Here is a 23,201-nt window from a genome sequence, read left to right on the forward strand (position 1 = left end):
CACTCTGGGGTCAGAGGCGATCCTACCGCGTGTGTGCGCGGCGAGACTGTACTGAACTCTTCCCTGGCTAGCTAGGTAGTCCGAAGAGAACTACCTAGCTATTTTCTTTTGGCTGTTTAGTTTGCGGAGTTCGTGCCACGTTCGGCGCTGGAAGAAACTGCCGTCCACGTTCTGATCCAATTTCAAGAATAAAGGCCATGGGATAGTGAACGACATAGCGTTCGCGCCCAGGGACGCGCGTGTGTTCAGACGAGCGGAGATGTCGGTAAGTCCGATGAGGGCGCGCGGATGGTCGCGCTCGAGTTCGCGGTAGCCGAAGATGCCGATCACCTGGCAGGCGGCGGCCCATGGCACGGAAACGTTTTCGAGTTGGGGTTCGAGATAGTTGGCGAGAATGACGAGAGCCGAGAGCTGGTCTGAGTCAACAAAGAATGTGACGCTCTTGATGTCGTCCTTCTCGGGATCGGCGAGGCCGAGCGGCTTGAAGACGACGCAGTGCGTGGGGATGTCGCGCATCGGGAGAGTGTCGAGGAATCGGCGGGTGACGTCGGAGCTTTTGAGATAGCGTTCGCCCTGGAGGAAGTCGTCGGAGAGGCGGCGATCCCATTGTGCGACCTGTTGGCCGATGCGGCAGCCGTCTTCGGTGCTGTCGTTACCGTTGGCGAGGAATCCGCAGAAGCCGTCAAGGCCGCCGGGGAAGGTTTCGTAGCAGTTTCCAAAGCCGAGGCCGACGCCTCCACCCCAGCAGCCGTAGGTCTGGCGATCGAAGACGCCGACGCGACCTTTCTTCGCCACGGTGGCAATAAGGGACATAACACAGCCCCAGCGTCCGGGCTTGAATTGCAGAGCGCCTTCGGGCGCCGTATCGGCCCATATGAGGGCGACAGGGTGACTTTCAAGGCCAAGGGCTTCGACGAGGTTGGTTCTCATGCGGCCAAGTTAGTCCAACGGTCGGGATGAGGACGAGGACGGTTGTCACGAGGAGGTGTGAGAGAAAAACGGATTTCGAACGAGAAAGAACCCACATTTTCTAACTGCGGCAGGATAGGGGCACCAGGGGACGTGGGAAACGGGGTGCCGCTGTGGGGACCTCGCGATTTACTGATGAGTACATGGCCAGAGTTACGTTTCGGAAATAGGAGAAGCGGTCGTGGCGAAGATCGGAAAAAACGAAAGCAACCATAATTGGCGAAGGGGATTCACACATCGGTGATGCCAGATATCCCTGTCCAACGCCGTACAGCGCGGATTCTCGTGGTTGATGATAACCGGGACAATACATTCCTGATGCGCGAGTTACTGGGCGCGCACGGTTATGACGTTGTTATCGCGTTGAACGCGCACGAGGCGGAGATGGCGATGAAGTCGAATCCGCCGGACCTGGTGCTGCTGGACGTGGTGATGCCGGGGAAGAGCGGGTACGAGCTTTGCCGCGAGTGGAAGACGAATGAAGAGACGCGGCTGATCCCGGTGATTATGATCACGGGCCTGAGCGATCGCGAGGACAAGATCCGCGGCATTGAGGTTGGGGCCGATGATTTTCTCAATAAGCCCATTTTTCCGGAAGAGCTGTTTGCGCGCGTTCGGTCACTGCTGAAATTGAAGGATTACACCGACGAACTGGATAAGGCCGAAGCGGTGCTGTGCACGCTCGGCCGAAGCGTTGAGTCGCGCGATCCGTACACGGAGGGTCACTGCGAGCGGCTGGCACAGTACGCGGGGAAATTGGGAGAGCATCTTCACCTGGATGAAGACGAGATAGTCGCGCTCAAGCGCGGGGGGTTCCTGCACGATTTGGGGAAGGTGGCAATTCCGGATGCGATCTTAAAGAAGCATGGGCAGCTGACCGCGGAAGAATGGGAGTTGATGCGGCAGCATCCGGAAATTGGGGAGAACATCTGCCGGCCGTTACGGTCGCTGCGTTTGGTTCTGCCAATCATCCGTCACCATCATGAGCACTGGGACGGTAGCGGCTATCCCGATGGACTCGCCGGAGAGGAAATTCCTCTGCTGGCGCGGATTCTGCAGGTGGTCGACGTTTACGATGCGCTACGGACGGAGCGTCCGTACAAGCCGGCGCGTACGCATGAGGACTCCTACAAGGTAATGGTCCAGGAAGCGAAAGAGGGCTTCTGGGACCCAACCCTGGTGGAAGAGTTCTTTGCGATGATGGAGCGACGGGTTCGGGCGGCGTGAGAAGAAGCATTAGCTATAGCAATTAGCAAAAGAAAGAAACGCCGATCGGCAATCCTCCAACCGCAAAAACCAGAGCTGCCCACCATTGGTAATTCGGACATCCGCAAAAGCAAAGCTATTCGCGATTTGCAAAAGCGAAGGAAAAGGCTCCGTCCGGGGGCAAGAGGCCAGGATAGTACCCCTCGCGGGTTCGCTCGGGCGTGAATTCGCGTGAGTGTTACAACTACACTACAATGAGGCGACTCTAAACTGCTCGATGGCTCAATTCACACACAGCATAGTTGTTCCCGCCTACAACGAGAGCGCCCGGCTAGGCGCGTCGCTGGAGAAGATACTGGCGTTTGTGCAGCAACGAGGGTGGCAGGCAGAGATCCTGGTAGTGAATGACGGATCGCGGGACGACACGGCGGAGATCGCGCGATTGTTCGAGAGGCGATATGCGGCGATCCGGTTGATCGAGAATCCCGGGAATCGTGGCAAGGGCTACAGCGTACGAAATGGAATGCTGCATGCCTCGGGGGAGCGGTTGCTGTTCACGGACGCGGATTTGTCGTCGCCGATTGAAGAATCAGAGAAGCTGTTTGCGGCGCTGGATGAGGGCGCCGACGTCGCTTTGGGGTCGCGATGGCTACAGAGAGAGTTGCAGACGGAGAGACAACCGCTGCATCGGCAAGTGCTGGGAAGGCTTTTTAATTTAGTGCTGCGGATGATTCTTGGATTGAAGTATAAGGACACGCAGTGCGGGTTCAAGGCGTTCACGCGGCGGGCGGCGGAGGTGATCTTTCCGCGGCAACAGATCGAGCGCTGGGGATTCGATCCGGAGATCCTATATCTGGCGAGGAAGTTCCACTTGAAGACGGTCGAGGTTCCGGTGGGCTGGGCGCACGATGACCGGTCGAAGATCAACCCGGTGGTTGATGGCGTGAAGATGGCGATGGAGTTGCTCCGCGTGAGGTGGTACGACATCTCAGGAAGATATGAGAAGGCCAGCTATGCGGCGGAACCGGCAGGGGCGCCTGTGGAGAGATTGGTAAGGTAGATCGGGCGCCGGATGTAACGGGGCCACGCCTAATTCGCAATTCGCAAAAGCAAAAATAAAGAGTGACTAGTCGAGGCGGACGAGGAAAACGCCGCCTTCGTCGACATTGATGATCTTCGCGACTTCTTCGGCGCGGGACTTGTCGTCGTCCTTGACGCGGACGCGGACCCAGTAGCCGGTAGGGCCGGCGAACTCGAGGACTTTCGCGGTGTGATAGCGCCGCTGAAGGCTGGACTTGAGGTGAATCGCGGCATCCTCGTCGGCAAAGGCGCCGACCTGGACACACCAGCGGCCACCGGACTCGATGTCGGCGGGAGCGTAGAGGACGTCGATGCGAACCTTGGCGATGCCGGGGCGCCAAACGTCAAGTTTCTTAGCGGCAGCGAGGGAAAGGTCAATGATGCGATCGCCAATGAAGGGGCCGCGGTCGGTGATGCGCAGCATGGCGTGCGAGCCGGTCTTCAGATTCGTGACGCGCACGATGGAGCCCATGGGGAGCTCGCGGTGCGCGGCGGTCATCGCGTTCTCGTTATAGATCTCGCCGTTCGCGCCGCGACGGTTGTGATAAGGAGGGCCGTACCAACTGGCATATCCGACCTGGGACCAGATGGGCTTAGCGTCCCGGTACTCGGCGAACTCGTCTTCCGGGTTTTCGGGTTCGGGAGTCTTCGCTGACGGAAAATTCTTCTCGGGCGGCCTGGTTGCCGTGGTTGGCGGTTGCTCTTGCGGTTGCGGCTGAACGGGTGGTGGCGGCGGGACGGTGCGCGTCACCGGGCGCTTGCTGCCGCAGGCGATGGTGAGGGAAAGGAGCGCGAGAACCGGGAGGATGCGGAACAGACCCAAGTTAATGCGCGAAAGCGGCGCGTTCACCTGGGGCACCAAGCCTGAAAGACAAAACGTTCGGAATGAACTTAAACGCGCCAAAGAGATTACGGAAATCGAGAGCCTTTCGATTATGTTCGGCTGAGAGGAAGGGTTCAACGGGGTGGTATTCGGAGAATTAACCTTAGAACGAGGAGCAAGGCTCAAGGTACAAGGTTCAACAAACCAGTTGTGGGTTAATGCTCCGCACCTTCGTTCGATTTACCTGGCCGAACTCCCCCCAGCTTTTCACGTATGAGTTGGTAAGACGTCCAGACGTTGTCCGCCTCTCCGTTCGTGAAGCGTTTCCAGACTTTGGCGGGCGGGTAGAGTTTGTGCCCGGGGCCAAAGACTAACACTAATGCGGGTTCGCCATTTACATCTTCTCTATTCCAGGTTCCACCGAATTCGCGGCGGATGACCTCGCCGAGGTAGGCTCCGTAGGCGAGAGAGAGTGTCGCCATCTGCTCGGGAGTCGGACCTCGCTTGTAGAGTTTCTCGTAGAGCTTGCGCGGAATGGATTCGTGCATGCGCGCGAGGATGAGTTCGACGTCCTCGATGCTGCGCGGAGAGAAGTCGAGTTCGGTAGACCAGTATTTTCGCGCGTGCTCAACGGCAGAGTTCGCGGCCGACACCATTTCGGCGGAGAGGTCGGTGGACACGAGGAAAGGATAATTGGAAGATCAGCGGATCGGAAGTCAGATAACAGATCGTGCCATCAGCGACCGGGTGATCGCGGCGCTGGAAATCGGAGACCGAGAGTAGATGGTTGAATCAGAGTCGCACGTCGCATGTCGAGTTACAGGTTGCCTGTGAAGCGATGGGGAATTCGGGCGAGGACGGGCGACGAAAGAACGTCGATGACACTCTAACCCAGTAGTAAGTAATGACCGAAAGATGCGGGTGCATTGGGTGCGAACTCTGGGGATGATCTTAGTGTTGCTGATCCCGGTTTGGTTGCATGGGCAGGCGCGCAGCGAGACAGGAACTCAGGAACTACCGTCGACGACGGCTTTGTCGCGGCAGAGCGATGGTGCTGCTGTGACGATCTTCCGATCACCGGATCCGGTCGTCGTTCGTCCGCAGAGGAAGAAAAATAACAGGTTGCCGAACGCGCCCTCGTATCAGGCTTCATATCAGCCGCTCACGCCGAAACAGAAGTTTGAGTATTTTGCGGATTATGCGAAGTCGCCGTTCACATTCGGGTCGGCGCTGGTCACGGCCGTCAGTTGGCAGGTCTATAGTGATCCGCCGTACGGTCCGGGCGCGGCGGGATTCGGCGAAAGTTATGCGGCGGCCTTGGGCCAGCGGGAGATAGCAGCGCTGCTGGAGCGATTCGTAGTGCCGACCGCGTTCCACGAAGACCCGAGATATTTCCGGGCGCCGCCGGGAGAGAACGTGGTCGGGCGCGGCATGTACGCAGTGAGCAGGCTTTTCCTCACCAAGGGCGACAATGGCCGCGACCAGATCAATGCTTCGTACCTCCTGGGCGGGTTTGCTTCGGCTGCGATCGGGAACGCGTATATTCGCAACAGGGGTTATGGCAGGGTTACACAGGACTTCTTCCTGAACATGGCAAATGATGCGGCGTACAACATTGCGCGGGAATTTTGGCCGTCGGTCCGGCCGCACTTCTCGAAGAAGTTAAGGAAACTCGGGAATATTCTAATCGGGCCGCAAGGGCTGCCGAACCCACAAGAAAAATCACCAGATCGGAGCGTTGCAAAAGAGTAGTCGCAGCTAGCTCGTCGTCCTGACGTTATTCAACCCGATAGTTCGGTGCTTCGCGGGTGATGGTGACATCGTGCACATGACTTTCGCGCAGGCCGGCGCCACTGATGCGAATGAACCTCGCCTTTTCCTGTAGCTCGCAAATACTGGAGCAGCCAACGTAGCCCATGCCGCTCTTCAATCCGCCAACCAACTGGTGAACCATCATCGCGACCGTGCCGCGGTAGGGAACACGTCCCTCGATGCCTTCCGGCACAAGCTTCGCGAGGCGGTTGCCGGCGTCACCGTTCTCCCCCATACGCGTATATTCCGTGCTCTCTTCCTCGACACTCTGGAAGTAGCGTTCGCTGGAGCCTTGTGCCATGGCCGAAAGCGATCCCATGCCGCGATATGCCTTGAATGTGCGGCCCTGGTAGAGAATCGTTTCGCCCGGGCTTTCTTCCGTGCCGGCCAGCAGCGAACCAACCATCACAACGCTGGCGCCTGCCGCGAGAGCTTTCGTGATGTCCCCGGAGTATTTAATGCCGCCATCGGCGATGATCGGAATGTTCTTCTCGCGCGCGGCGCGATAGCAATCTGCGATTGCGGTGATCTGCGGTACGCCCGCGCCGGTTACGATACGCGTCGTGCAGATCGATCCCGGACCGATTCCGACTTTAATGGCATCAGCACCGGCGGCGATCAACTCCGCGGCAGCATCGTAGGTCGCGACGTTTCCGGCAATCAGAGAGACCTCGGGGAATTTCGCTTTGACTTGGCGGACCGCGTCGAGCACCCGAGTGGAATGTCCGTGAGCGCTGTCGATGGCTACGAGATCGACCTTGTTGCGGACCATTTCCTGCGCGCGCTCCAGGAAGTCGCCGGTTGCGCCGATTGCGGCGCCCACACGAAGACGTCCCTGCGAGTCCTTTGCCGCGCCGGGGTATTTCAGTTTCTTCTGAATGTCCTTTACGGTAATGAGCCCCTTCAGCACGTACTTGTCATCGACAACGAGCAGCTTTTCGACGCGATGTTGATGCAGGATCGCCTCGGCGTCTTCGAGCGTTGTTCCCACGGGAACCGTGATCAGGTTCTCCTTTGTCATGACTTTGCTGATGGGAATGTCGGTGCGGGTTTCGAAGCGAAGGTCGCGGTTGGTGAGGATGCCGACGAGCTTTTTGTTCTTCGTGATCGGCACGCCCGAGATGCGGTACTTCTTCATGACCTCGAGGGCTTCGCTGATCTTCGCGTCCGGGGGCATGGTGATCGGATCAACGATCATGCCGCTTTCGGAGCGCTTCACCTTGTCTACTTCTCCGGCCTGCTGTTCGATCGAGAGATTCCGGTGAATGATGCCGACACCGCCCTGCTGCGCCAAGGCAATCGCCATGCGCGACTCGGTGACGGTGTCCATGGCGGCGCTCATCAGCGGGATGTTCAGGCGGATCGACTGCGTGAGTTGTGTCTGCGTATTGACGGTCGCCGGAACTACGTCGCTCTTCGCGGGCAGCAGCAACACGTCATCGAAGGTAAGCGCCTCAGGGACAGGAAAGTTGATCATTTCTAATGTGAGTCCGTTGGGAGGATGAATCTTTATTGTAGAGAGGGAAGGCGAAGATGGCAAAAAAGCAGTTCTCGGTTGCCGGGTCCCAGTCCCCAGTTAGCAACTTCGCCGCACTGTTCCTCTGGCAGGCTACTTGTCCGACTGTTTGTGCCGGTGAAAGAACTTCCTGTCGATGTCGGGAAGAAATTCCTGCCCTATCTTTCCGAGTGTCCCTAACGCGGTTACGACGGCGGCGCGCCGAAAGGTCAGTCCGGCTCCGCGGTCGGCCTCGGGATAGTAGGTATTTGCGATTCCACCCGCTACCAGGTTCCCAAGGATTTCGGAGAAGTTGAACGTACGGTGGCCGGAATCGGTGCGTGTTATGACAACTCGCGACATGGCATAGGTTGCGCGATGCATCACGGTCCCGTCGCCCAGGCGAAAGTACCTCGGATCTTCCTTGAAGAGCACCGGGAGCAGGAATCCACCCCAGAGTGAGCCGTCGATGCTATCGGCTGTGGCCGCCCCAAAGCGTTTTCCGTAACCGGCCGCGCCTTGCCCATAAGCAGGGAATTCGTCGGTGGCCTGGCCAATGCCGCTAGTAAAGGCGGCTCCGAGGAAGGTGAAAGGGTCGACAGTCTGCTTCACGAAGAGGCGCCACTTGCCCTTAGGTGTAAGGGGCTTCGCGTCCCTGGTGTTCGTCACGTTAAATTCAGGGACAATTCCGAATACGCGCCCGCCCGAAGGCTTGGGCTCGGATTCTTTGGACTGTTGCGCCGATGGGGCATCGGGCAGGGCAGAGGGCTGAGTAGTCTGGGCTGCTGCTGCCGCCCCGCAAAATATCAGCAGGACTGCCAACGACGTGAGGGTGGCGCCCCGGTCTTTCGCCATTCAGCCATTGTAGAGAAAGACTCTCCGGGCAGAGTTCTGATCTGAGCATCCGGTTGAGAACCAAGGCATCTATATCATTGGAGGCTCCTGAAGACACACTCAGGTCTGGGTTGAGAGCCCGGGATTGGGTTCCAGAAGGCCTACAGTGTCTTGGTTGTGTTTTGCAGGTGCCGGGGTTATCATTGAATCTGCGGTAGCTGCTGTAGTTCCCCGTTTGGCGAACCACACCGGTGGGCGAAAGCCCACATTTTATTTAGCCCTTCATTTACCGGTGGATTGGCCAGCACAGGCGGCTTTAGGGCCTGAGAGGGGCAGTTCGGTTTGCTATCGGAGACGGAAGAATGGCGCTCGACATGCAAAAGGTCCAGGAGATCGCGGAACGCGTAGCGGCGTCCAGCGGTCTGGAGGTTGTCGAGGTGGAAATGCGCGGCGGTGGAAAGCATCGGATGCTGCGTTTCTTTATCGACAAGCCGGGCGGCGTCACGCATGAAGATTGCGCCGATTTCAGCCGCGAGGTCGGGACGATTCTGGACGTCGAAGATGCGGTCCCGGGCGGTGCTTACTTGCTGGAAGTTTCGTCGCCGGGCTTGGATCGCAAGCTGAGCAAGGCCGCCGATTACGAACGCTTCCAGGGAAGCTTGCTCAAGGTGAGCACGCACGAACCGATCGACGGCAACCGGCATTTCGAAGGGCGGCTGGAGAAGTTCGTGGATGGAAATATCACGTTGGACCTGAGCCAGACACATCGCAAGCCGAAGAAGGGCCAGGTGGCTCCGGCGGGAAAAGTTGAAATCCAGCTCGCCAACGTTGAGAAGGCGAATCTGGTTCCGGAGATCTGATGGGAGCAGCAACCCACATCTGCCAAAAGAGGGCAGATGCGGGGCACGAACAAGTGGAAGACCCCAAGCGCAAGGTGGCAAAACGATATGGCCAGTGAACTGTACAACGTAATCGAAACGATCAGCCGCGAGAAGGGAATCGATCCCCAGATTGTGGTGTCCGCGGTCGAAGACGCCATCGTTGTAGCCACGCGCAAGTACTACAAGACGCAGGAAAACCTTCGCGCCGTTCTTGACAAAGAGAGTGGACACATTCGGGCGTACGCGGTAAAGCAGATCGTCGAAAATGTCGAGGATCCGCTCACCCAAGTGAGCCTCGAGGAGGCGCAGAAGTACAACCCGGAAGCGGAAGTCGGCGGAGAACTGCTGCTGGAAAAACCGACGGATGTGTTGGGACGCATCGCAGCGCAGCTGGCGAAGCAGGTGATCTTCCAGAAGGTCCGCGAGGCCGAGCGCGACACGGTTTACAACGAGTACATCGGCCGCGTAAACGAGATCGTCAACGCGACTGTGAAGCGCCAGGAAGGCCCGGACCTGATCTTTGATATTGGGAAGGCTGAGGCGCGCATGCCGCGAAAAGAGCAGTCGCGGCTGGAGTCGTTCGCCATCGGCGAACGCGTACGGGTTGTGATTTCGCGTGTTGAGAAGGCCGCCAAAGGTCCGCAAGTAATTGTGTCGCGTGCCGCGCCGGAACTAGTTACGCACCTGTTTCAGACGGAAGTGCCGGAGATCTATGACAACACGGTCGTGATACGCGCGATCGCCCGGGAGGCCGGTGAGCGCACCAAAATCGCCGTGCTCTCGCGCGACAAGGACGTGGATGCCGTCGGCGCCTGCGTTGGCATGAAGGGGATGCGCGTGCAGTCGATCATCCGCGAACTGCGTGGCGAAAAGATCGACATCATCGAGTATCACGAAGACCCGGTCACCTTTGCTGAAAAGGCATTGCAGCCGGCGAAGGTAAGCCGCGTCAGCGTCGTCGACGCGGCCGAGAAGCACCTTGAAGTGATCGTCGATGACACGCAGCTGTCACTCGCCATCGGTAAGAAGGGGCAGAACGTTCGTCTTGCGGCGAAACTGCTCGGCTGGAAAATCGACATCAAGAGCGAGGAAGAGAAGCGCCAGGAAGTCGAACAGCAGATGACCGCGCTGGTTGGAGGCTCAACCACGCCGCTGGAGAAACTCGAGGATCAGATCGGAGCCGGGGTTCTGGAGAAGCTGCGCGAAGCCGGCATCACCACGATTGAGGGCCTCGCCGACATGCATCCGGAACAACTCGAAGAGCTGCCCGGCATCGGCCCCAAGACGGTCGAGAAGATCAGCATCGCGGTGCAGAACTACTTCTCCAGCCTGGAAGCCGGCGAAGCGCAGGCGGAAGAGGCTCCTGGTTTTGAAGAGGCTGTGCCGGAAGGCGCCAACGAAGAGCTCGAAACCGGTGCGGATTCGGCGGGACAGTCGGGCGATAATAGCGATTTATCAAATGTCGCCGAGGGGGCTCCCGAGAGCGTTGCCGAACTCGAGGAGACCGGGCAGGACTATGAAGCGGAAGCCGTCGCAGGCGTGGAAGATGCGCCTTCCGCGGACCAATCCGAAGTGACGACGGACGTGGAACATGCCGGTGAGGACAACATCCCGCCGGAGAAGCAATAACCGAGTAATGGATAGACTGGGTTCCTACAATACCGACCGAGAGGTTCACATGAAGGCTTAACGGGTTGGCGGGACGACGGAGGAAATAAGGGGCGGATGAAGATTCGAATTAACGATCTGGCCAGGGAACTGGAAGTCAAGAGCAAGGAAATTCTCGACGCGCTGCCAAAGGTTGGCGTCACCGAGAAGAAGACGCATTCCAGTTCCATCGAAGCCGATGAGGCGGAGCGCGTAAAGAAGTTTTTCGCAGGGCAGCACCATGGGGCGAAATCGGCGGCCAAGTCGGTCGAAGACCATAAGCCCAAGATCGACCTGTCAAAGATCTCCAAGCCGGGCGATGTGCTGAAGGCGATCACCGAACTGAAGGAACACGCCGCGCATCCGGCAGCACCCGCGCGTCCGAAACCGGCTGAGCCTCCCAAACCCACTGCTCCTGCCAAGCCAACCGTCGCCGCAAAGCCTGCTGCCCCGGCGGCTCAGAAGCCAGCGGCGCCCGTTGTCGAGCCTCCTGCCCCGGAGAAGCCCGCGCACACGCCGCGCATGATTACGCCGCAGAGCGTGGCGCGACCAGCGGCAGTCGTCATCCCGCCATCGAAGGTTGAGCGGCCCGCTGCGCCGCCGCCACCGACGGAGCCGCCCAAGCCGGCAATACCAGAGAAGCCTGTCGCGGCTGAACCCGTTGCGCCAGCGCCAGAAGCACCTGCCGCCGAAGCACCCAAGCCAGTTGCTCCTGTAGAGCAGCCCGCAGCACCCGTAGCGGAAAAACGTGTCGCCGCGCCGCCCGCCCCGCCCGCAGCGCAGCAACCACAGCGTCCTGCGGCAGCACAGCCCACAGGGGCTAAGTCTCACGCGCCGGGACATGGAGCGCAGCCGCGCCGCCTGATCGTTCCGCAGACCGGTCCACGGCCGGTATACACGGCTCCGCCGCAAGCGGTAAAGGCACCCGTTGCCCCGCGCGCGCCTGTACGTGGACAGCCAATCTTCCAGCGCCCGCGCCCGCAGCAAGGTGGAGCCCCGGGAAGCCGTCCGCCAATGCGCCCGGGAGAGCGTCGTCCGATGCACCCGACATCGCGTCCGATGGGCGGTGGTATGGGCCGTCCGCTCGGAGTTGGGCCGGGGCTGCCTCCGCCGGGAGCACCCTCGGGACGTCCGAGCGCGCGTCCGGGAGCGCCTTCGCGGCGACCGGGACAGCGTTATGTTCCGCGTGGCCAAAAAGAAGGCCCAATGAAGGGATTCGTGCCGCCGCCACGGCTGTCGCTCTCTACGGAGCCGTTGCCGATTACGCGGTCGATCACGATCACCGAAGGTATCAGCGTTAAGGATCTGGCCGAGAAGCTGGAAATCCGCGCGAAGGACCTGATCGCGCGCCTGCTGGCTCGCGGGGTTTTCGCCACGATCAACCAGACGCTCGACGAAGAGTTGGCGCGCGATATGGCCCGGCAGTTTGGCGCCGACACCAGCGTCATCAGCTTCGAAGACCAGATTCAGCAGGAACTGGAAAGCCAGGCGCTTGCCGCTAACGACGAGGCTGTTTTCAATGAAGTCACGCGTCCGCCCGTGGTCACCATCATGGGCCACGTCGATCACGGCAAAACCAGCCTGCTCGACGCGATTCGCGAAACCAACGTTGCCGAAGGCGAAGCCGGTGGCATCACGCAGCACATTGGCGCCTACAAGGTTCGCATCACGGACGAGAATTCGCCGGCTGTTGGCCGCGAAATCGTTTTCCTCGACACCCCGGGTCACGAGGCGTTTACCCGCATGCGAGCCCGCGGGGCTAAGGTCACGGACATTGTCGTGCTGGTGGTTGCCGCCGACGATGGCGTGATGCCGCAGACGCTCGAAGCCATCGACCACGCGAAGGCGGCAAAGGTACCCCTGATCGTGGCCGTCAACAAGATCGACAAGGCCGATGCGCTGCCCGATCGCGTGAAGAAGCAATTGGGCGATCGTGGACTGGTTCCGGAAGATTGGGGCGGTGAGACGGTCTTCGTTGATGTTTCGGCCAAGAAACACACCAATCTCAACCTACTGATGGAGATGATCTGCCTTGTCGCGGATCTCCAGAACCTCAAAGCCACGCCCGAGCGCCTCGCCAGCGGCGTTGTGCTCGAAGCGAAACTCGACCGCGGACGCGGTCCAGTTGCGACCGTGCTCGTCGAAAACGGCACGCTCAATGTCGGAGAGAATTTTGTCGTCGGCAACGTCTTTGGCAAGGTTCGCGCCATGTTCGACGACCGTGGCCGCGCACTGGATTCGGCGCCGCCTTCGACCCCGGTCGAGATTCTCGGTCTCGAAGGTCTGCCACAGGCCGGCGATCAGTTCGTGGTCGTCAGCGATCGCGAAAAGGCCCGCGAGGTTTCCGAGTACCGCGAGATGAAAGCCCGCGAAGCGCAACTCGCGAAGAGTTCGCGTGTATCGCTAGAAGGCTTGGCCGAGCAGATCAAGCAGGCGGGTATTAAGGAACTGGCGATCATCCTCAAGGCGGACGTGGGTGGTTCGGTGGAAGTTATTAGCGACCTGCTGAACCGGCTCTCGAATGACAAGGTCAAGATTAACGTGATGCGCGCCTCGGTGGGCGCCATCACCGAGTCCGACGTGCTGCTGGCTTCGGCTTCGAACGCGATCATCATCGGTTTCAATGTTCGTCCGGAACGCAAGGCGCAGGAGATGGCCGAGCAGGAAAAAGTGGAAATCCGCCTGCACTCCATCATCTACGAGCTTCAGGATGAAATGAAGAAGGCCATGGTGGGCATGCTCGAGCCGACGATCAAGGAGACGTACCTGGGTCGCGCCGAAGTTCGCGATACCTTCCGCATCCCGAAGGTCGGTACCGTCGCCGGTTGCTACGTTCAGGACGGCACGATCAAGCGCGATGCCGAGGTTCGGCTGCTGCGCGACAACGTGGTCGTCTTCAAGGGCAAGATCTCGTCGCTCAAACGCTTCAAGGACGATGCCCGCGAGGTCACCAACGGCATGGAGTGCGGTATTGGTATCCAGAACTACAACGACATTAAAGTCGGTGACGTCATCGAGGCCTTCGTGACCGAGAAGGTCGCCGCCGAGCTGACGGTTTAGAACATCGAGCGCCCCATCCTGTTTTCTTTCGCTGACCAGGGTGGGGTATTTCTTTTGCGTTCACCTGTTGTGTGGTAGATTGCAGCTTCTCGTGCCAATCGCATATCTCACGCTGGAGCTTCGCATCGAGGGTGCGCACTCCCTCAAGGACAAGCGCCAAGCGGTCCGTTCAGTGAAGGATCGCTTACGGAACTCGTTCAACATTGCGATCGCCGAAATGGAAGTCAGCAATGTGTGGCAGCGCGCGACCATTGGCGTTGTGAGCATTTCGGAGTCGCGTGACTATCTCGAAGGCCTGATGAACAACGTCGAACGGGAAGCCGCCAAGCTGGCCAACAACGTTGGCGCCGAAGTCGTCGATTCCGTCATCGAATTCCTGTAAAAGCACTTCCCGGTTCTGAGTTGCCAATTCCCCAGTCGTTCCATTCGGGACGATTGTTTTTCACTAGCTACTGCAACTGGCTACTGGCAACCGAGTGGTGTACATTAGACAGTTTTCCCCTACTCGTTTTCCGGGCAGGGAGGGTATGGAGTTATGGAGTCAAGGGGACAGAGGCATCATCGGGAGAGGCTGACGGAAGCCTTGCGCGAGGAATTGAGCACGATCCTCGCCGGCGAACTCGCCGATCCGCGCATTGGCTTGGTCACGATCACCGACCTCATTATCAACGAAGGCGGCAAATCCGTGCGCGTCTTTGTCGCCGTCACCGGTGACGACCACGAGGCGGAAGAGACGATGGAAGGTCTGCGTGCTGCGTCCGGATACATTAAGCACCAGCTCGCTGAAGATCTTGGCCTGCGAAGCGCCCCCGACTTGCTGTGGACCCTGGATCGCTCCGAGCAGGTGACGGAGCGAATTGACGAGCTGTTGACCCGAATCGAAAAGAGAACCAAAAAAGAAAAACAGGGGTAAAGGCCCGGATGCTCGACGAGGTTCTGAACCAGATCGGCCGTAGAACTCGCTTCGTGCTCACCTCGCATGCGCGGCCTGACGGCGACGCCATCGGTTCCGTACTCGCCTGCAGCCAGATCCTCCGCTCAATGGGCAAGCAGGCTGATGTCTTCCTGTTCGACGGCGTCCCCCAGGTCTATCGTCCACTACCATTTGCAGACAGCGTCGTCCAGACTGCGCGCATTCCTGAAAATTACGAAGCCGCTGTCATCCTCGAGTGTGACAGCCTCCAGCGAACGCGGCTTGAGGGGCTTGACCGCCATTACTTGATCAATATCGATCACCATTCCAGCGCAAGACCATTTGCGGATGTGAATTGGATCGATCCCCACGCCTGCGCGACCGCCGAGATGATTTACCTCCTCGCATGCCAGGCAGGCGTAAAGCTCAGCCCCGAAATCGCGACCTGCTTATATACGGCGGTCCTCACCGACACAGGCTCTTTCGGTTACGCCGGGACCAGCGAGCGAACCTTTGTGCTCGCCCAGGAACTTGTGCGCGCCGGAGCTGACCCCGTCGCCATCGCGCAGAATGTCTATTTTTCAAACCCGACGTCGAAAATGCGACTGCTCGGAGCCGCGCTCAACAATTTGCATCGTGACGGCGCCCTGGCCTGGATGTACGTGACCCGCGCCGACATGGAGCGGACGGGAGCGCTCGAAGAGCACAGCGAAGGGCTCGTGAACTACGCCCTCGCGCTTGAGGGCGTCGAGGTGGCTTTATTCTTCCGCGAAATGCCCGATCACCGTTACCGGGTCAGTCTTCGCAGCAAGGGTGCGGTCAATGTTGCCGCGATTGCCGAGAAGTTTGGCGGCGGTGGACACGAGTGCGCTTCCGGATGCTCCATGGATGGCCCGCTCTCCGTGGCCATCGAACGTGTTCTCGCCCAACTGCGCATGCACGGCTTCCAAAAAGTTCAGTAATAGCGCTTCCGTGCCCTGTCTTTTCCCCTTTTGAGCGGACGTGGTTCGCCCCGGAAAGTGCGCCACTCTAGCTTCTTGCGTCAGGGTGGGGTAGTGTAGTTCTAGCCACTACTCAGAATGACTGACCGTCGCGCCACCATCTACGAATTCATCATTGTCGTCGGCTTCTGCTTATTCCTGTTCTTCTACAATCTCGGAGCCTTCGGTCTGGTCGGCGCTGACGAGCCTCGCTACGCCAAGATCGCACGCGAGATGGTGGAGACCCACCAATACATCACGCCGAAGCTCAATGGCCAGCCGTGGCTGGAAAAGCCGATTCTTTATTACTGGCGCGCCGCAATCGCGTTCAAGTTGTTCGGTGTCAGCGACACCACCGCGCGCTTGCCCTCGGCCACATTCGCTTTCTTCCTTGTAGTCGTCGTTTACTTCTGGATGCGCCGGTTCCGTCCGGGCGCGCAACTCGATGCCGCGCTCATGGTTGCCGCCTGCGCCATGATCATCGCCTTCGGCCGGGCAGCATCCATGGATATGCAGCTTGCGGCACCGTTCTGTGCCGGCATGCTCTGCTGGTGGGGATGGCACCAGAACGGGCGCCGCTGGTGGCTCATCGCCTTCTATGTTCTGATGGCAATTGCAACACTCGCCAAAGGCCCAGTCGCGCCATTTCTGGCCGGGCTCATTGTTTTCGTCTACGCGGTTATTCGGCGCGATTGGAAGATTATCTCTGGAACGCTGTGGCCGATTGGGGTCATCGTTTTCTTCCTTGTCGCCGCGCCCTGGTATATCGCGGTTCAACTGGAGACGCCATCGTTCTTCCGCTTCTTTTTCTGGGAACAGAACCTCCAGCGGTTCGGGACCGGCCGCTATCACCATCCCGCGCCTTTCTGGTTCTTCATCCCGGTTTTTCTCCTTGCGGTTATGCCGTGGACGACCTATGTCGTCGCCGGCCTCGTAGACGTGATTCGCGACTGGCGTTTCCGGAAGAAGTATCAGCAGGACCTCGGCGACGGACTGTGGCTGTACCTGTTTCTCTGGGTGGTGATCCCGATCGTCTTTTTCTCGTTCTCACAGTCAAAGCTGCCGGGATACATCCTGCCGGCGGTACCCCCGGCGCTGATTCTCGCTGCCGATTTCCTGCGACGCCGGATGATTGAGTGCGGCCAGCCAAGCCTTATCCTGCTGGCGATCCACTCGACATTCTCTGCAATCCTGATCGCGGCACTTGTTCTCGCGCCTGCCCAACTCGTCAAAGTGCCGCCGTCACCTCATGCCCTTATGATCGCGTCGGCTCTCGGAATGTTCGTGTTTTTCGGGATATTCCTCGCTGTAATCGCCCGCGGATTCCCTATTTTGCGCTTCGTCACCCTGGTGCCGGTTATTATCGGAGTGGCGTTCATCCTGAGAACAGTTGCGCCGATCATCAACTCCACGCAATCGGAGCGACCCGTCGCGAACGCGCTTACCTCGTTCGGAGTGTCCCAAAACGCAACCATCGCCACCTTCCAGGCAAAACGCGAGGTTGGGTACGGCCTCGCCTGGTATCGCAACCAATCGATTAGCGTATACGACCACCTGGAGATTCCGAAGTCGGAACACATAGTGGTTGCCGGCGCCGGCAGCGAAGAGAAAATGCACGAAATACTGCCCGGCCGTACGATCACGCGAATCGGCGAATTTGTTCCCCAACACCTCGAATTCTTTCGCGTCGGGCCGTAAAGGGCCGACTCACCACAGAGACACAGATGCACAGAGATTTATGGGCAAAAACCAAAATCTCGGTGCTTAGGTTTTGTAAAAATCGGTTCTTCTGTCACTCAGTGTCTCTGTGGTGAGCGGGTTCGAAAAATACCCCAGGCGCCATCCCCTTAAAACGCAGACTCCACTTTTTTCGTCAACCCGGCGTATCCTGATAGCTACGTGCCCGTGGATGTTCCGGGCGATTGCCTCGCCGAGTGGGAGCACCGTAGACTACGCTCTTCCGGCGCGCTTTCGATGAGTCATGCTTTCCCGCGCCACCATTCCCGTGGAGATTCTCGATCTCAGGCATTTCTCGTCCGTTGACCTGCGCCCGCTGCTGGAGCGCGAATCCGACCTCTGGATGCGCCGGCTCGCATGGGATTACACGCCTTCGGCCGAGATGATCCTGCGCTACCTCGACTCAAAAATTCTTCCCGGGTATGCGGCCATCGAGCGTGGGCGAGTCTTCGGCTACTGCTTCTTCGTTTATGAGGGCAGCAAGGGGGTAATAGGCGATCTCTTCGTCGCCACCGCGAACGGCTACACCACCGCGCAGCAGATCTCGCTGGTCGAGCACGAGTTGCTGACGCACGTCATCGAAACCCTGCAGTCCTCGCCAGGAGTCCACCGCATAGAGGCCCAGCTTCTGATGCACACTGCGGGTTCTGCTTCTGCGCCGTTTGTGCGCGAGGGATTCGCACGTTACCAGCGCCTCTTCATGACGCTTCCGCTCACCGCCGAACAGGCGCCGATCCACCAGATGCCCGCCGAGTTCGAAATCCGCCCGTGGCGCGAGCAGGATTACCAGGCCGCCGCCGGACTGATCACGAACGCCTACCGTAATCACGTGGATTCCGAGATCAACGACCAGTACCGAACGCTGAGCGGTTCGCTGCGTTTTCTGAACAACATCGTCCGGTTCCCGGGCTGCGGAACGTTTGATGCCGAAGCGTCATTTGTCGCGCTTCACAAGCCGTCAAAGACGACCGTCGGAATGATCCTTACCTCGCGGGTGAAAGAAGACGTTGGCCACGTCACGCAAGTCTGCCTGATGCCTGAATATCGCAGCCACGGCATCGGCGAAGCCCTAATCGCCGCCACCCGCGCGAACCTGCGCAAGCGCGAGTTCAGCATGTTGTCTTTAACTGTGACCGAAGCGAACAAACGCGCCGTGGCCCTCTATATCCGCCTGGGATTCCGGGTGCAGCATGTGTTCGATGCGTTTGTGTGGGAAGGGTAGAAGAAGCGATTAGCCAATAGCAATGAGCACTTGCAAGAAATTTTGAGCTGATGGCTACTTGCTAATGGCTATCTCTTTATCAGCCACATCACCCAGCCGGCCAGAATTACCCCGCCGATAAACAATCCGAAGCAATAGGCACCGTAGCTGAGCATGTCTTTCAGCGTGTTCTTCTGCGTGATGGCGAATACCACCGAGGCGCAGACGGCGAAGATGAGCGCGGCGCTGAAGTGTGAGAGTTGGATGTTCATTTCTTTTTCCCGATTGCGATGTGGTAGGCGTCGATGCAGCAGACGACGTTCAGCAGGCCCGCGACGATGATGTATTTGGTTCCGTAATCAGCGGTAGCGCGGAAGATGGCGCCCTGACCCCAGTCGAAGATCCGGGTCAGAAAATACAGTCCGCCCGCGCCGATGTCGCCGAAGAATCCGAGGATATCGAGGAGGTCGCCCGTATTGAACGAGTACACTTTGCCCTGCATTCCGAGGCCGAGGATGAACATGGTGAGAATCGCGGCCATCAACAGCGCTCCGCGAATCCATTTCTTCTGGATCAGGTGTCCAAGGCCGGGGACCAGCCATCCCGCGATCAGGATCATGATCGAGTATGACGTCGTCTGGTACTGCGGCTGAGTGGTTGTCGTCGTTGTAGCTGCGTTTGCCATCAGATGGTCACGATCTCGTTCTGGATTCTGCCGGTCACTTCGGCGGCGCCGTTCCTTACCAGCATATCAATTTCAGCGCGCACCCCGAACTCCGGCAGGTAGATGCCCGGTTCGATGGAGAAAATCGTGTTGGCGATGATCTCGCGCTCATCCTTTGTCTCCAGGTTATCCATGTTGGCGCCGTTGCCGTGAACCTCTAGGCCAATGGAGTGTCCCGTACGATGCACGAAGTACTTTCCGTACCCGGCTTTCTCGATAAACGAGCGCACCGCCGCATCCACTTCCCAACCCATGATCTTGCGCTTCGCCGTGAACGCGTCCTTGACCGTATTGATTCCGACATTCCGCGCGCCGGTCACGATCTCGAAGATCTCGCGATGCCGATCCGGAGGAGCATTACCGACAAAGCCCGTCCAGGTAATGTCGTAATAAACTGCGTGGGGCTTGTTCACTTTCGCCCACATGTCCAGCAATACCCAGTCGCCCTGGCGAACCGGCTTCGAGGTCTCGGGCGTGGGAGAGTAGTGCGGATTGCCGGCGTTCTCATTCACGCCGACTATCGGCAGGTCATCCCAGACGAGGTTATCGCGCTTAAAGGCTTCTCCGAGCCACTGCTGAATTCCGTACTCATCCCAACCGCCGCTGCGAACCCGCTCCCCGATCTCACGGAACGCCGCTTGCATGATCGGGTCCACCTTGTCGCGAGATTCAAAGTGGGTCGCGATTTGCTCCGCGGTGAGCGCGGCTTCGAACTGCGCCACCAGGTCCGCAGAACTGACTACCTCGACTCCGAAACTCCGCAACAATTCCAGCGTCCCGCCATCCACCAGCGAAACGTACATGATGTTGTTATTCGGCGAGTACTGCATGGCCACGCGCTTATAAGGTGCCAGCATTTCGCGCAGGTTCTGGTGCATCTCCGGCCAGGGCCCGTAGTGCAGTTGCTTGCCGGGCAGGCTGTCCAGGTGCTTCGGTTCCACGCGGTGGTTGAGCTTCACCGGGTCGCCATTCGCCGGGATGAGGTAATACCAGCGCCGGGTGACGTGCATCTTCTCCGGCAGCCCGAGAATGGTGTACGCGAGCGGATCGCGATGATGGTGATCGTAGAAAAGCCACGCGTCGAACTTGCGTTCGCGCAGAGCAGCCTGAATCGCTTGCAGATCCATGTCTCCCGTATTGTAAAGGAGCAAAGTAGATCAGGCGAGCCCTCCCCACCTTTGCTCCGGAGACTGGCCGCCCCTGCAAGGTTGACGTTCGCGCCGGGTTGCGGTGGAATACCCACGCGCAAATAGGGAGGACTAAATGCGTCTGCTACGAATCGTCCTGGTATGTCTCACTCTTGCTTGTTTTGCGGCCGCTCTCTCGGGACCCAAGGATCGCCAGTTGACCGATCCCAAGTCCGTCAACTCAATTTCAAATCCGAACGCGAAAGCTGTAACCATAGACGACCTTTTCGTAACCCGTACCATCCGCGGCGCGGTTCTTTCTCCCGATGGGAAGGAGATTGCCGTAACAACGAACATGACCGGGCGCACGAATCTGTGGGAGATGTCGTCCGCAGGGTCGTGGCCGGTTCAGTTGATTAACTCTGACGATCGCCAAAGCGACCAACTCTGGTCGCCGGACAGCCGCTGGATCGCGTACGCGCAGGATAAGGGCGGTAACGAGCTGTACGACGTCTACATCATTTCGCACGATGGCGGCACCCCGATCAATCTCACCGACACGCCTGATATTCGGGAACAGCACCCAATCTGGTCGCGTGACGGAAAAGAGATCGCGTGTGCCTACAAGCCGGGAAAGGCGTCGTCGTACGATGTCGCGCTCATCGATGTCTCATCGCATAAGCTCCGCAAGCTGACGGACGAGAAAGACCCCTCGAGGAGTTGGGACGCAATTGGATTCAGCCCCGATAACCGGACTCTGTTTGCAACTCGCAGCAACACCGGCTTTGACGATGCGGATGTCTATTCCATCGATATAGCCACCGGCCGCCTGACGAACCTGACACCGCACCAGGGCAATCAGTTGAACCTTGGCAGCGATGTCTCTCCCGATGGAAAAACCGTCCTCATGACCAGCAATCAAAAGGGTGGATTCCTCAATCTCGCGCTGCTCGATGTTGCGTCCAAGAAGCTGCGCTGGATCACCGAGACAGAATGGGAAGTCAGCGCCGGAGTGTTCTCACCCGACGGGTCGCACTTCACTTATTCCATCAATGCGGATGGCCGAAGCACGTTGTACCAGGGAGATAGCGCGACGGGGCACAGTGTCGCTTTCAATCTGCCTCCCGGAACAAATGGCTTTCCCGGTAGTCAGATATTCACGCCGGACGGACGCAGCATTCTTGTGACGCATGAAGCCGTAAATGCTCCGGGCGATTTGTGGATGTATGACATCTCCACCGGAAAGTCAAAGCAGATCACGCATACGGCCGTCGCCGGGCTCGGCCCCACGAGTCTCCCGCCGTCCGAGGTCGTTCACTACAAGACTTTTGACGGGCAGACGATTTCGGCGATCCTGCAGATCCCGTTCAACCTCAAGCGCGACGGCAGCAATCCTGCGATCATCCTGCCGCACGGCGGACCAACCGGCCAGACAACGGATTATTGGAGCCACTGGTCGAACACGTTTGCAACTCATGGCTACATCGTGCTGCAGCCCAACCCGCGCGGTTCGACCGGCTACGGAATGGACTTCCAGCGGGGCAATTACCAGGATCTCGGCGGCGGCGATCTCAAGGATGAGATGGCCGGCCTGCAATGGCTGCTTCAGACAGGCTACGTCGATGGAAAGAAGGTTGGAGTTTGGGGCGGATCGTACGGAGGTTTCATGACGCTGATGCTTGCGGCAAAAGAACCGCAGACATTCGCTGCCGCCGTGGATCTGTTCGGGCCGCTGGACTGGTACACGATGCTGCAGCACTCCGACCCATTCCTGAACCAGTACATCCGCAGCCTTCTGGGCGATCCCGAGAAGGACCGGAAAATTTATGAAGAGACCTCGCCGATCAATTACGTCCGGAACATCAAGGCGCCTCTGTTGGTGCTACAGGGCGATAACGATCCGCGTGTTCCGAAGGAAGAGACGGAGCAGCTAGTCAAAATCCTGAAGGAACGCGGGAACGTGGTCGATGTTGTCTACTACCCGAATGAAGGACACGGGTTTGACAAAGTCGAGCACCAGGTCGATGCCGCAAAACGAAGCTTGGAGTGGTTCAACAAGTATTTGAAAAATTCGACAACACAGACAACACGGAAATAAAGTCCACTCCGTGTCGAGTTTGACCCTGAAGAGAAAAGCCGAAGCCCGATATGGGCTTCGGCACACTTCAGGCGTTTTCTGTTCGAACACTCAAAAAACTGGCGCTTTCGTGACTGCCGGTTACATGCTGCTCAAGCCCCGGTACACCCACATTCCCGCAATCACGAGGATCAGGACGCCGGAAGACGCGCCGAGCACGTTGACGAAGGGACTGATGCGGTGCACCTTCGCGAGCAGTGCTTTCTGTTCCTCTTCCATGTGCGACGCGGAATCATCGAGGAACAACTGGTCATCCTCACGCATCGTCAGGGTGCTGCGATAGATGACGAGGACGATGAGGATGGTCGTTAAAACGGCCCAAACTATCAGCAGCAGAGTGATGAGCGACATACGCCACCTCGGGCGGCGGTTCCTGTCGCGTGCATCGGGCGGGCTTAAGTTGTCCGTGCTGCGGCAGGGAGCCCCATTTGCGCGCGATTATAGCTCTCCGGAAAGGCGGCGGGAGCAAGTATTTTTGCGCTTCGGGGACACATTGAAGCCAACCTGCCTCTCCCGGCCGACATCGGCCCTGGAGACTGACTTTTGCGACCCGGCGAATCGGACCGGCATCTAAC

The 23,201-nt window shown here is 58.7% G+C and carries 21 protein-coding genes; 12 read left to right on the plus strand and 9 right to left on the minus strand.

What is annotated here, in order from left to right; genetic code table 11:
• Positions 1 to 90: 90 nt before the first annotated feature.
• Positions 91 to 930, minus strand: coding sequence for a DUF169 domain-containing protein (locus ROO76_16800; GenBank protein MDT8069823.1), 840 nt, complete (start codon positions 928 to 930; stop codon positions 91 to 93).
• Positions 931 to 1,212: 282 nt separating this feature from the next.
• On the opposite strand from ROO76_16800, the gene ROO76_16805 reads away from it, so the two are divergent.
• Both ROO76_16805 and ROO76_16810 read left to right on the plus strand, forming a co-directional pair.
• Positions 1,213 to 2,196, plus strand: a complete 984-nt coding sequence (locus ROO76_16805) for a response regulator (GenBank protein ID MDT8069824.1) — start codon at positions 1,213 to 1,215, stop codon at positions 2,194 to 2,196.
• A gap of 256 nt (positions 2,197 to 2,452) precedes the next feature.
• Entirely contained in the window at positions 2,453 to 3,235 is a 783-nt protein-coding gene (locus ROO76_16810; protein MDT8069825.1) for a glycosyltransferase family 2 protein, read from the plus strand.
• 66 nt (positions 3,236 to 3,301) lie between these two features.
• Here ROO76_16810 and ROO76_16815 read toward each other — a convergent pair whose 3' ends face one another.
• The gene (locus ROO76_16815; protein MDT8069826.1) at positions 3,302 to 4,105 is read right to left on the minus strand and encodes a septal ring lytic transglycosylase RlpA family protein; all 804 of its coding nucleotides are present in this window, start codon (positions 4,103 to 4,105) and stop codon (positions 3,302 to 3,304) included.
• A 188-nt stretch (positions 4,106 to 4,293) separates the two neighbouring features.
• A complete protein-coding gene (locus tag ROO76_16820; GenBank protein MDT8069827.1) occupies positions 4,294 to 4,758 on the minus strand; it encodes a hypothetical protein in 465 nt (154 codons plus the stop codon).
• 265 nt (positions 4,759 to 5,023) lie between these two features.
• Between ROO76_16820 and ROO76_16825 the strand changes: the two genes are divergently transcribed.
• Positions 5,024 to 5,830 carry a hypothetical protein gene (locus ROO76_16825; protein MDT8069828.1) on the plus strand — a complete coding sequence of 269 codons (807 nt, stop codon included), beginning with the start codon at positions 5,024 to 5,026 and terminating at the stop codon, positions 5,828 to 5,830.
• Between the two features lie 25 nt (positions 5,831 to 5,855).
• On the opposite strand, the gene guaB is transcribed toward ROO76_16825, so the two are convergent.
• Together guaB and ROO76_16835 are read right to left on the minus strand one after the other, a co-directional pair.
• Positions 5,856 to 7,367, minus strand: a complete 1,512-nt coding sequence (gene guaB / locus ROO76_16830; protein MDT8069829.1) for an IMP dehydrogenase — start codon at positions 7,365 to 7,367, stop codon at positions 5,856 to 5,858.
• Positions 7,368 to 7,499: 132 nt separating this feature from the next.
• Complete coding sequence (locus ROO76_16835) at positions 7,500 to 8,240, minus strand: hypothetical protein (protein MDT8069830.1); 741 nt, start codon at positions 8,238 to 8,240, stop codon at positions 7,500 to 7,502.
• Between the two features lie 341 nt (positions 8,241 to 8,581).
• On the opposite strand from ROO76_16835, the gene rimP reads away from it, so the two are divergent.
• The 8 genes from rimP to ROO76_16875 all read left to right on the plus strand — a co-directional run bounded on the left by rimP (position 8,582) and on the right by ROO76_16875 (position 18,659).
• Positions 8,582 to 9,079, plus strand: a complete 498-nt coding sequence (rimP, locus tag ROO76_16840) for a ribosome maturation factor RimP (protein ID MDT8069831.1) — start codon at positions 8,582 to 8,584, stop codon at positions 9,077 to 9,079.
• Positions 9,080 to 9,166: 87 nt separating this feature from the next.
• Positions 9,167 to 10,729: a transcription termination factor NusA gene (gene nusA / locus ROO76_16845; GenBank protein MDT8069832.1), complete on the plus strand. Its 1,563-nt coding sequence runs from the start codon at positions 9,167 to 9,169 to the stop codon at positions 10,727 to 10,729.
• Between the two features lie 96 nt (positions 10,730 to 10,825).
• On the plus strand, positions 10,826 to 13,807 hold the full coding sequence (gene infB / locus ROO76_16850) for a translation initiation factor IF-2 (protein MDT8069833.1): 2,982 nt from the start codon (positions 10,826 to 10,828) through the stop codon (positions 13,805 to 13,807).
• Between the two features lie 91 nt (positions 13,808 to 13,898).
• Positions 13,899 to 14,189, plus strand: a complete 291-nt coding sequence (locus ROO76_16855; GenBank protein ID MDT8069834.1) for a DUF503 domain-containing protein — start codon at positions 13,899 to 13,901, stop codon at positions 14,187 to 14,189.
• A 153-nt stretch (positions 14,190 to 14,342) separates the two neighbouring features.
• Positions 14,343 to 14,720 (plus strand): 30S ribosome-binding factor RbfA, encoded by a 378-nt coding sequence (gene rbfA / locus ROO76_16860; GenBank protein ID MDT8069835.1) that lies wholly within the window; start codon positions 14,343 to 14,345, stop codon positions 14,718 to 14,720.
• A gap of 8 nt (positions 14,721 to 14,728) precedes the next feature.
• Complete coding sequence (locus tag ROO76_16865; GenBank protein MDT8069836.1) at positions 14,729 to 15,682, plus strand: bifunctional oligoribonuclease/PAP phosphatase NrnA; 954 nt, start codon at positions 14,729 to 14,731, stop codon at positions 15,680 to 15,682.
• A 117-nt stretch (positions 15,683 to 15,799) separates the two neighbouring features.
• Positions 15,800 to 17,398: a glycosyltransferase family 39 protein gene (locus ROO76_16870; GenBank protein ID MDT8069837.1), complete on the plus strand. Its 1,599-nt coding sequence runs from the start codon at positions 15,800 to 15,802 to the stop codon at positions 17,396 to 17,398.
• Positions 17,399 to 17,681: 283 nt separating this feature from the next.
• A complete protein-coding gene (locus ROO76_16875; GenBank protein MDT8069838.1) occupies positions 17,682 to 18,659 on the plus strand; it encodes a GNAT family N-acetyltransferase in 978 nt (325 codons plus the stop codon).
• Between the two features lie 68 nt (positions 18,660 to 18,727).
• Here the strand turns inward: ROO76_16875 and ROO76_16880 are convergent, their stop codons facing one another.
• From ROO76_16880 to ROO76_16890, 3 genes are read right to left on the minus strand one after another with little or no spacing between them, the layout of a single operon-like run.
• The gene (locus ROO76_16880) at positions 18,728 to 18,910 is read right to left on the minus strand and encodes a hypothetical protein (GenBank protein MDT8069839.1); all 183 of its coding nucleotides are present in this window, start codon (positions 18,908 to 18,910) and stop codon (positions 18,728 to 18,730) included.
• Entirely contained in the window at positions 18,907 to 19,323 is a 417-nt protein-coding gene (locus ROO76_16885; GenBank protein MDT8069840.1) for a DUF6677 family protein, read from the minus strand. The genes ROO76_16880 and ROO76_16885 overlap by 4 nt, the downstream gene beginning before the upstream one ends.
• The gene (locus ROO76_16890) at positions 19,323 to 20,489 is read right to left on the minus strand and encodes a M24 family metallopeptidase (protein MDT8069841.1); all 1,167 of its coding nucleotides are present in this window, start codon (positions 20,487 to 20,489) and stop codon (positions 19,323 to 19,325) included. The genes ROO76_16885 and ROO76_16890 overlap by 1 nt, the downstream gene beginning before the upstream one ends.
• Before the next feature lie 136 nt (positions 20,490 to 20,625).
• Here ROO76_16890 and ROO76_16895 point away from each other — a divergent pair, with 136 nt between their 5' ends.
• A complete protein-coding gene (locus ROO76_16895) occupies positions 20,626 to 22,587 on the plus strand; it encodes a S9 family peptidase (GenBank protein ID MDT8069842.1) in 1,962 nt (653 codons plus the stop codon).
• A gap of 120 nt (positions 22,588 to 22,707) precedes the next feature.
• On the opposite strand, the gene ROO76_16900 is transcribed toward ROO76_16895, so the two are convergent.
• Complete coding sequence (locus ROO76_16900) at positions 22,708 to 22,977, minus strand: hypothetical protein (protein MDT8069843.1); 270 nt, start codon at positions 22,975 to 22,977, stop codon at positions 22,708 to 22,710.
• Between the last annotated feature and the right edge of the window lie 224 nt (positions 22,978 to 23,201).

The organism is Terriglobia bacterium (assembly GCA_032252755.1).
GTDB lineage: Bacteria > Acidobacteriota > Terriglobia > Terriglobales > Acidobacteriaceae > JAVUPY01.

What these genes read in the sequence shown, in the direction of transcription:
- rbfA (MDT8069835.1), top strand. Translation starts at nt 14,343, where the DNA reads ATGGAGTCAAGGGGACAGAGGCATCATCGGGAGAGGCTGACGGAAGCC.
- ROO76_16825 (MDT8069828.1), top strand. Translation starts at nt 5,024, where the DNA reads ATGATCTTAGTGTTGCTGATCCCGGTTTGGTTGCATGGGCAGGCGCGC.
- infB (MDT8069833.1), top strand. Translation starts at nt 10,826, where the DNA reads ATGAAGATTCGAATTAACGATCTGGCCAGGGAACTGGAAGTCAAGAGC.
- guaB (MDT8069829.1), bottom strand. Translation starts at nt 7,367, where the DNA reads ATGATCAACTTTCCTGTCCCTGAGGCGCTTACCTTCGATGACGTGTTG.
- ROO76_16800 (MDT8069823.1), bottom strand. Translation starts at nt 930, where the DNA reads ATGAGAACCAACCTCGTCGAAGCCCTTGGCCTTGAAAGTCACCCTGTC.
- ROO76_16865 (MDT8069836.1), top strand. Translation starts at nt 14,729, where the DNA reads ATGCTCGACGAGGTTCTGAACCAGATCGGCCGTAGAACTCGCTTCGTG.
- ROO76_16885 (MDT8069840.1), bottom strand. Translation starts at nt 19,323, where the DNA reads ATGGCAAACGCAGCTACAACGACGACAACCACTCAGCCGCAGTACCAG.
- nusA (MDT8069832.1), top strand. Translation starts at nt 9,167, where the DNA reads ATGGCCAGTGAACTGTACAACGTAATCGAAACGATCAGCCGCGAGAAG.
- ROO76_16805 (MDT8069824.1), top strand. Translation starts at nt 1,213, where the DNA reads ATGCCAGATATCCCTGTCCAACGCCGTACAGCGCGGATTCTCGTGGTT.
- ROO76_16900 (MDT8069843.1), bottom strand. Translation starts at nt 22,977, where the DNA reads ATGTCGCTCATCACTCTGCTGCTGATAGTTTGGGCCGTTTTAACGACC.
- ROO76_16835 (MDT8069830.1), bottom strand. Translation starts at nt 8,240, where the DNA reads ATGGCGAAAGACCGGGGCGCCACCCTCACGTCGTTGGCAGTCCTGCTG.
- ROO76_16875 (MDT8069838.1), top strand. Translation starts at nt 17,682, where the DNA reads ATGCTTTCCCGCGCCACCATTCCCGTGGAGATTCTCGATCTCAGGCAT.
- rimP (MDT8069831.1), top strand. Translation starts at nt 8,582, where the DNA reads ATGGCGCTCGACATGCAAAAGGTCCAGGAGATCGCGGAACGCGTAGCG.
- ROO76_16890 (MDT8069841.1), bottom strand. Translation starts at nt 20,489, where the DNA reads ATGGATCTGCAAGCGATTCAGGCTGCTCTGCGCGAACGCAAGTTCGAC.
- ROO76_16895 (MDT8069842.1), top strand. Translation starts at nt 20,626, where the DNA reads ATGCGTCTGCTACGAATCGTCCTGGTATGTCTCACTCTTGCTTGTTTT.
- ROO76_16870 (MDT8069837.1), top strand. Translation starts at nt 15,800, where the DNA reads ATGACTGACCGTCGCGCCACCATCTACGAATTCATCATTGTCGTCGGC.
- ROO76_16880 (MDT8069839.1), bottom strand. Translation starts at nt 18,910, where the DNA reads ATGAACATCCAACTCTCACACTTCAGCGCCGCGCTCATCTTCGCCGTC.
- ROO76_16810 (MDT8069825.1), top strand. Translation starts at nt 2,453, where the DNA reads ATGGCTCAATTCACACACAGCATAGTTGTTCCCGCCTACAACGAGAGC.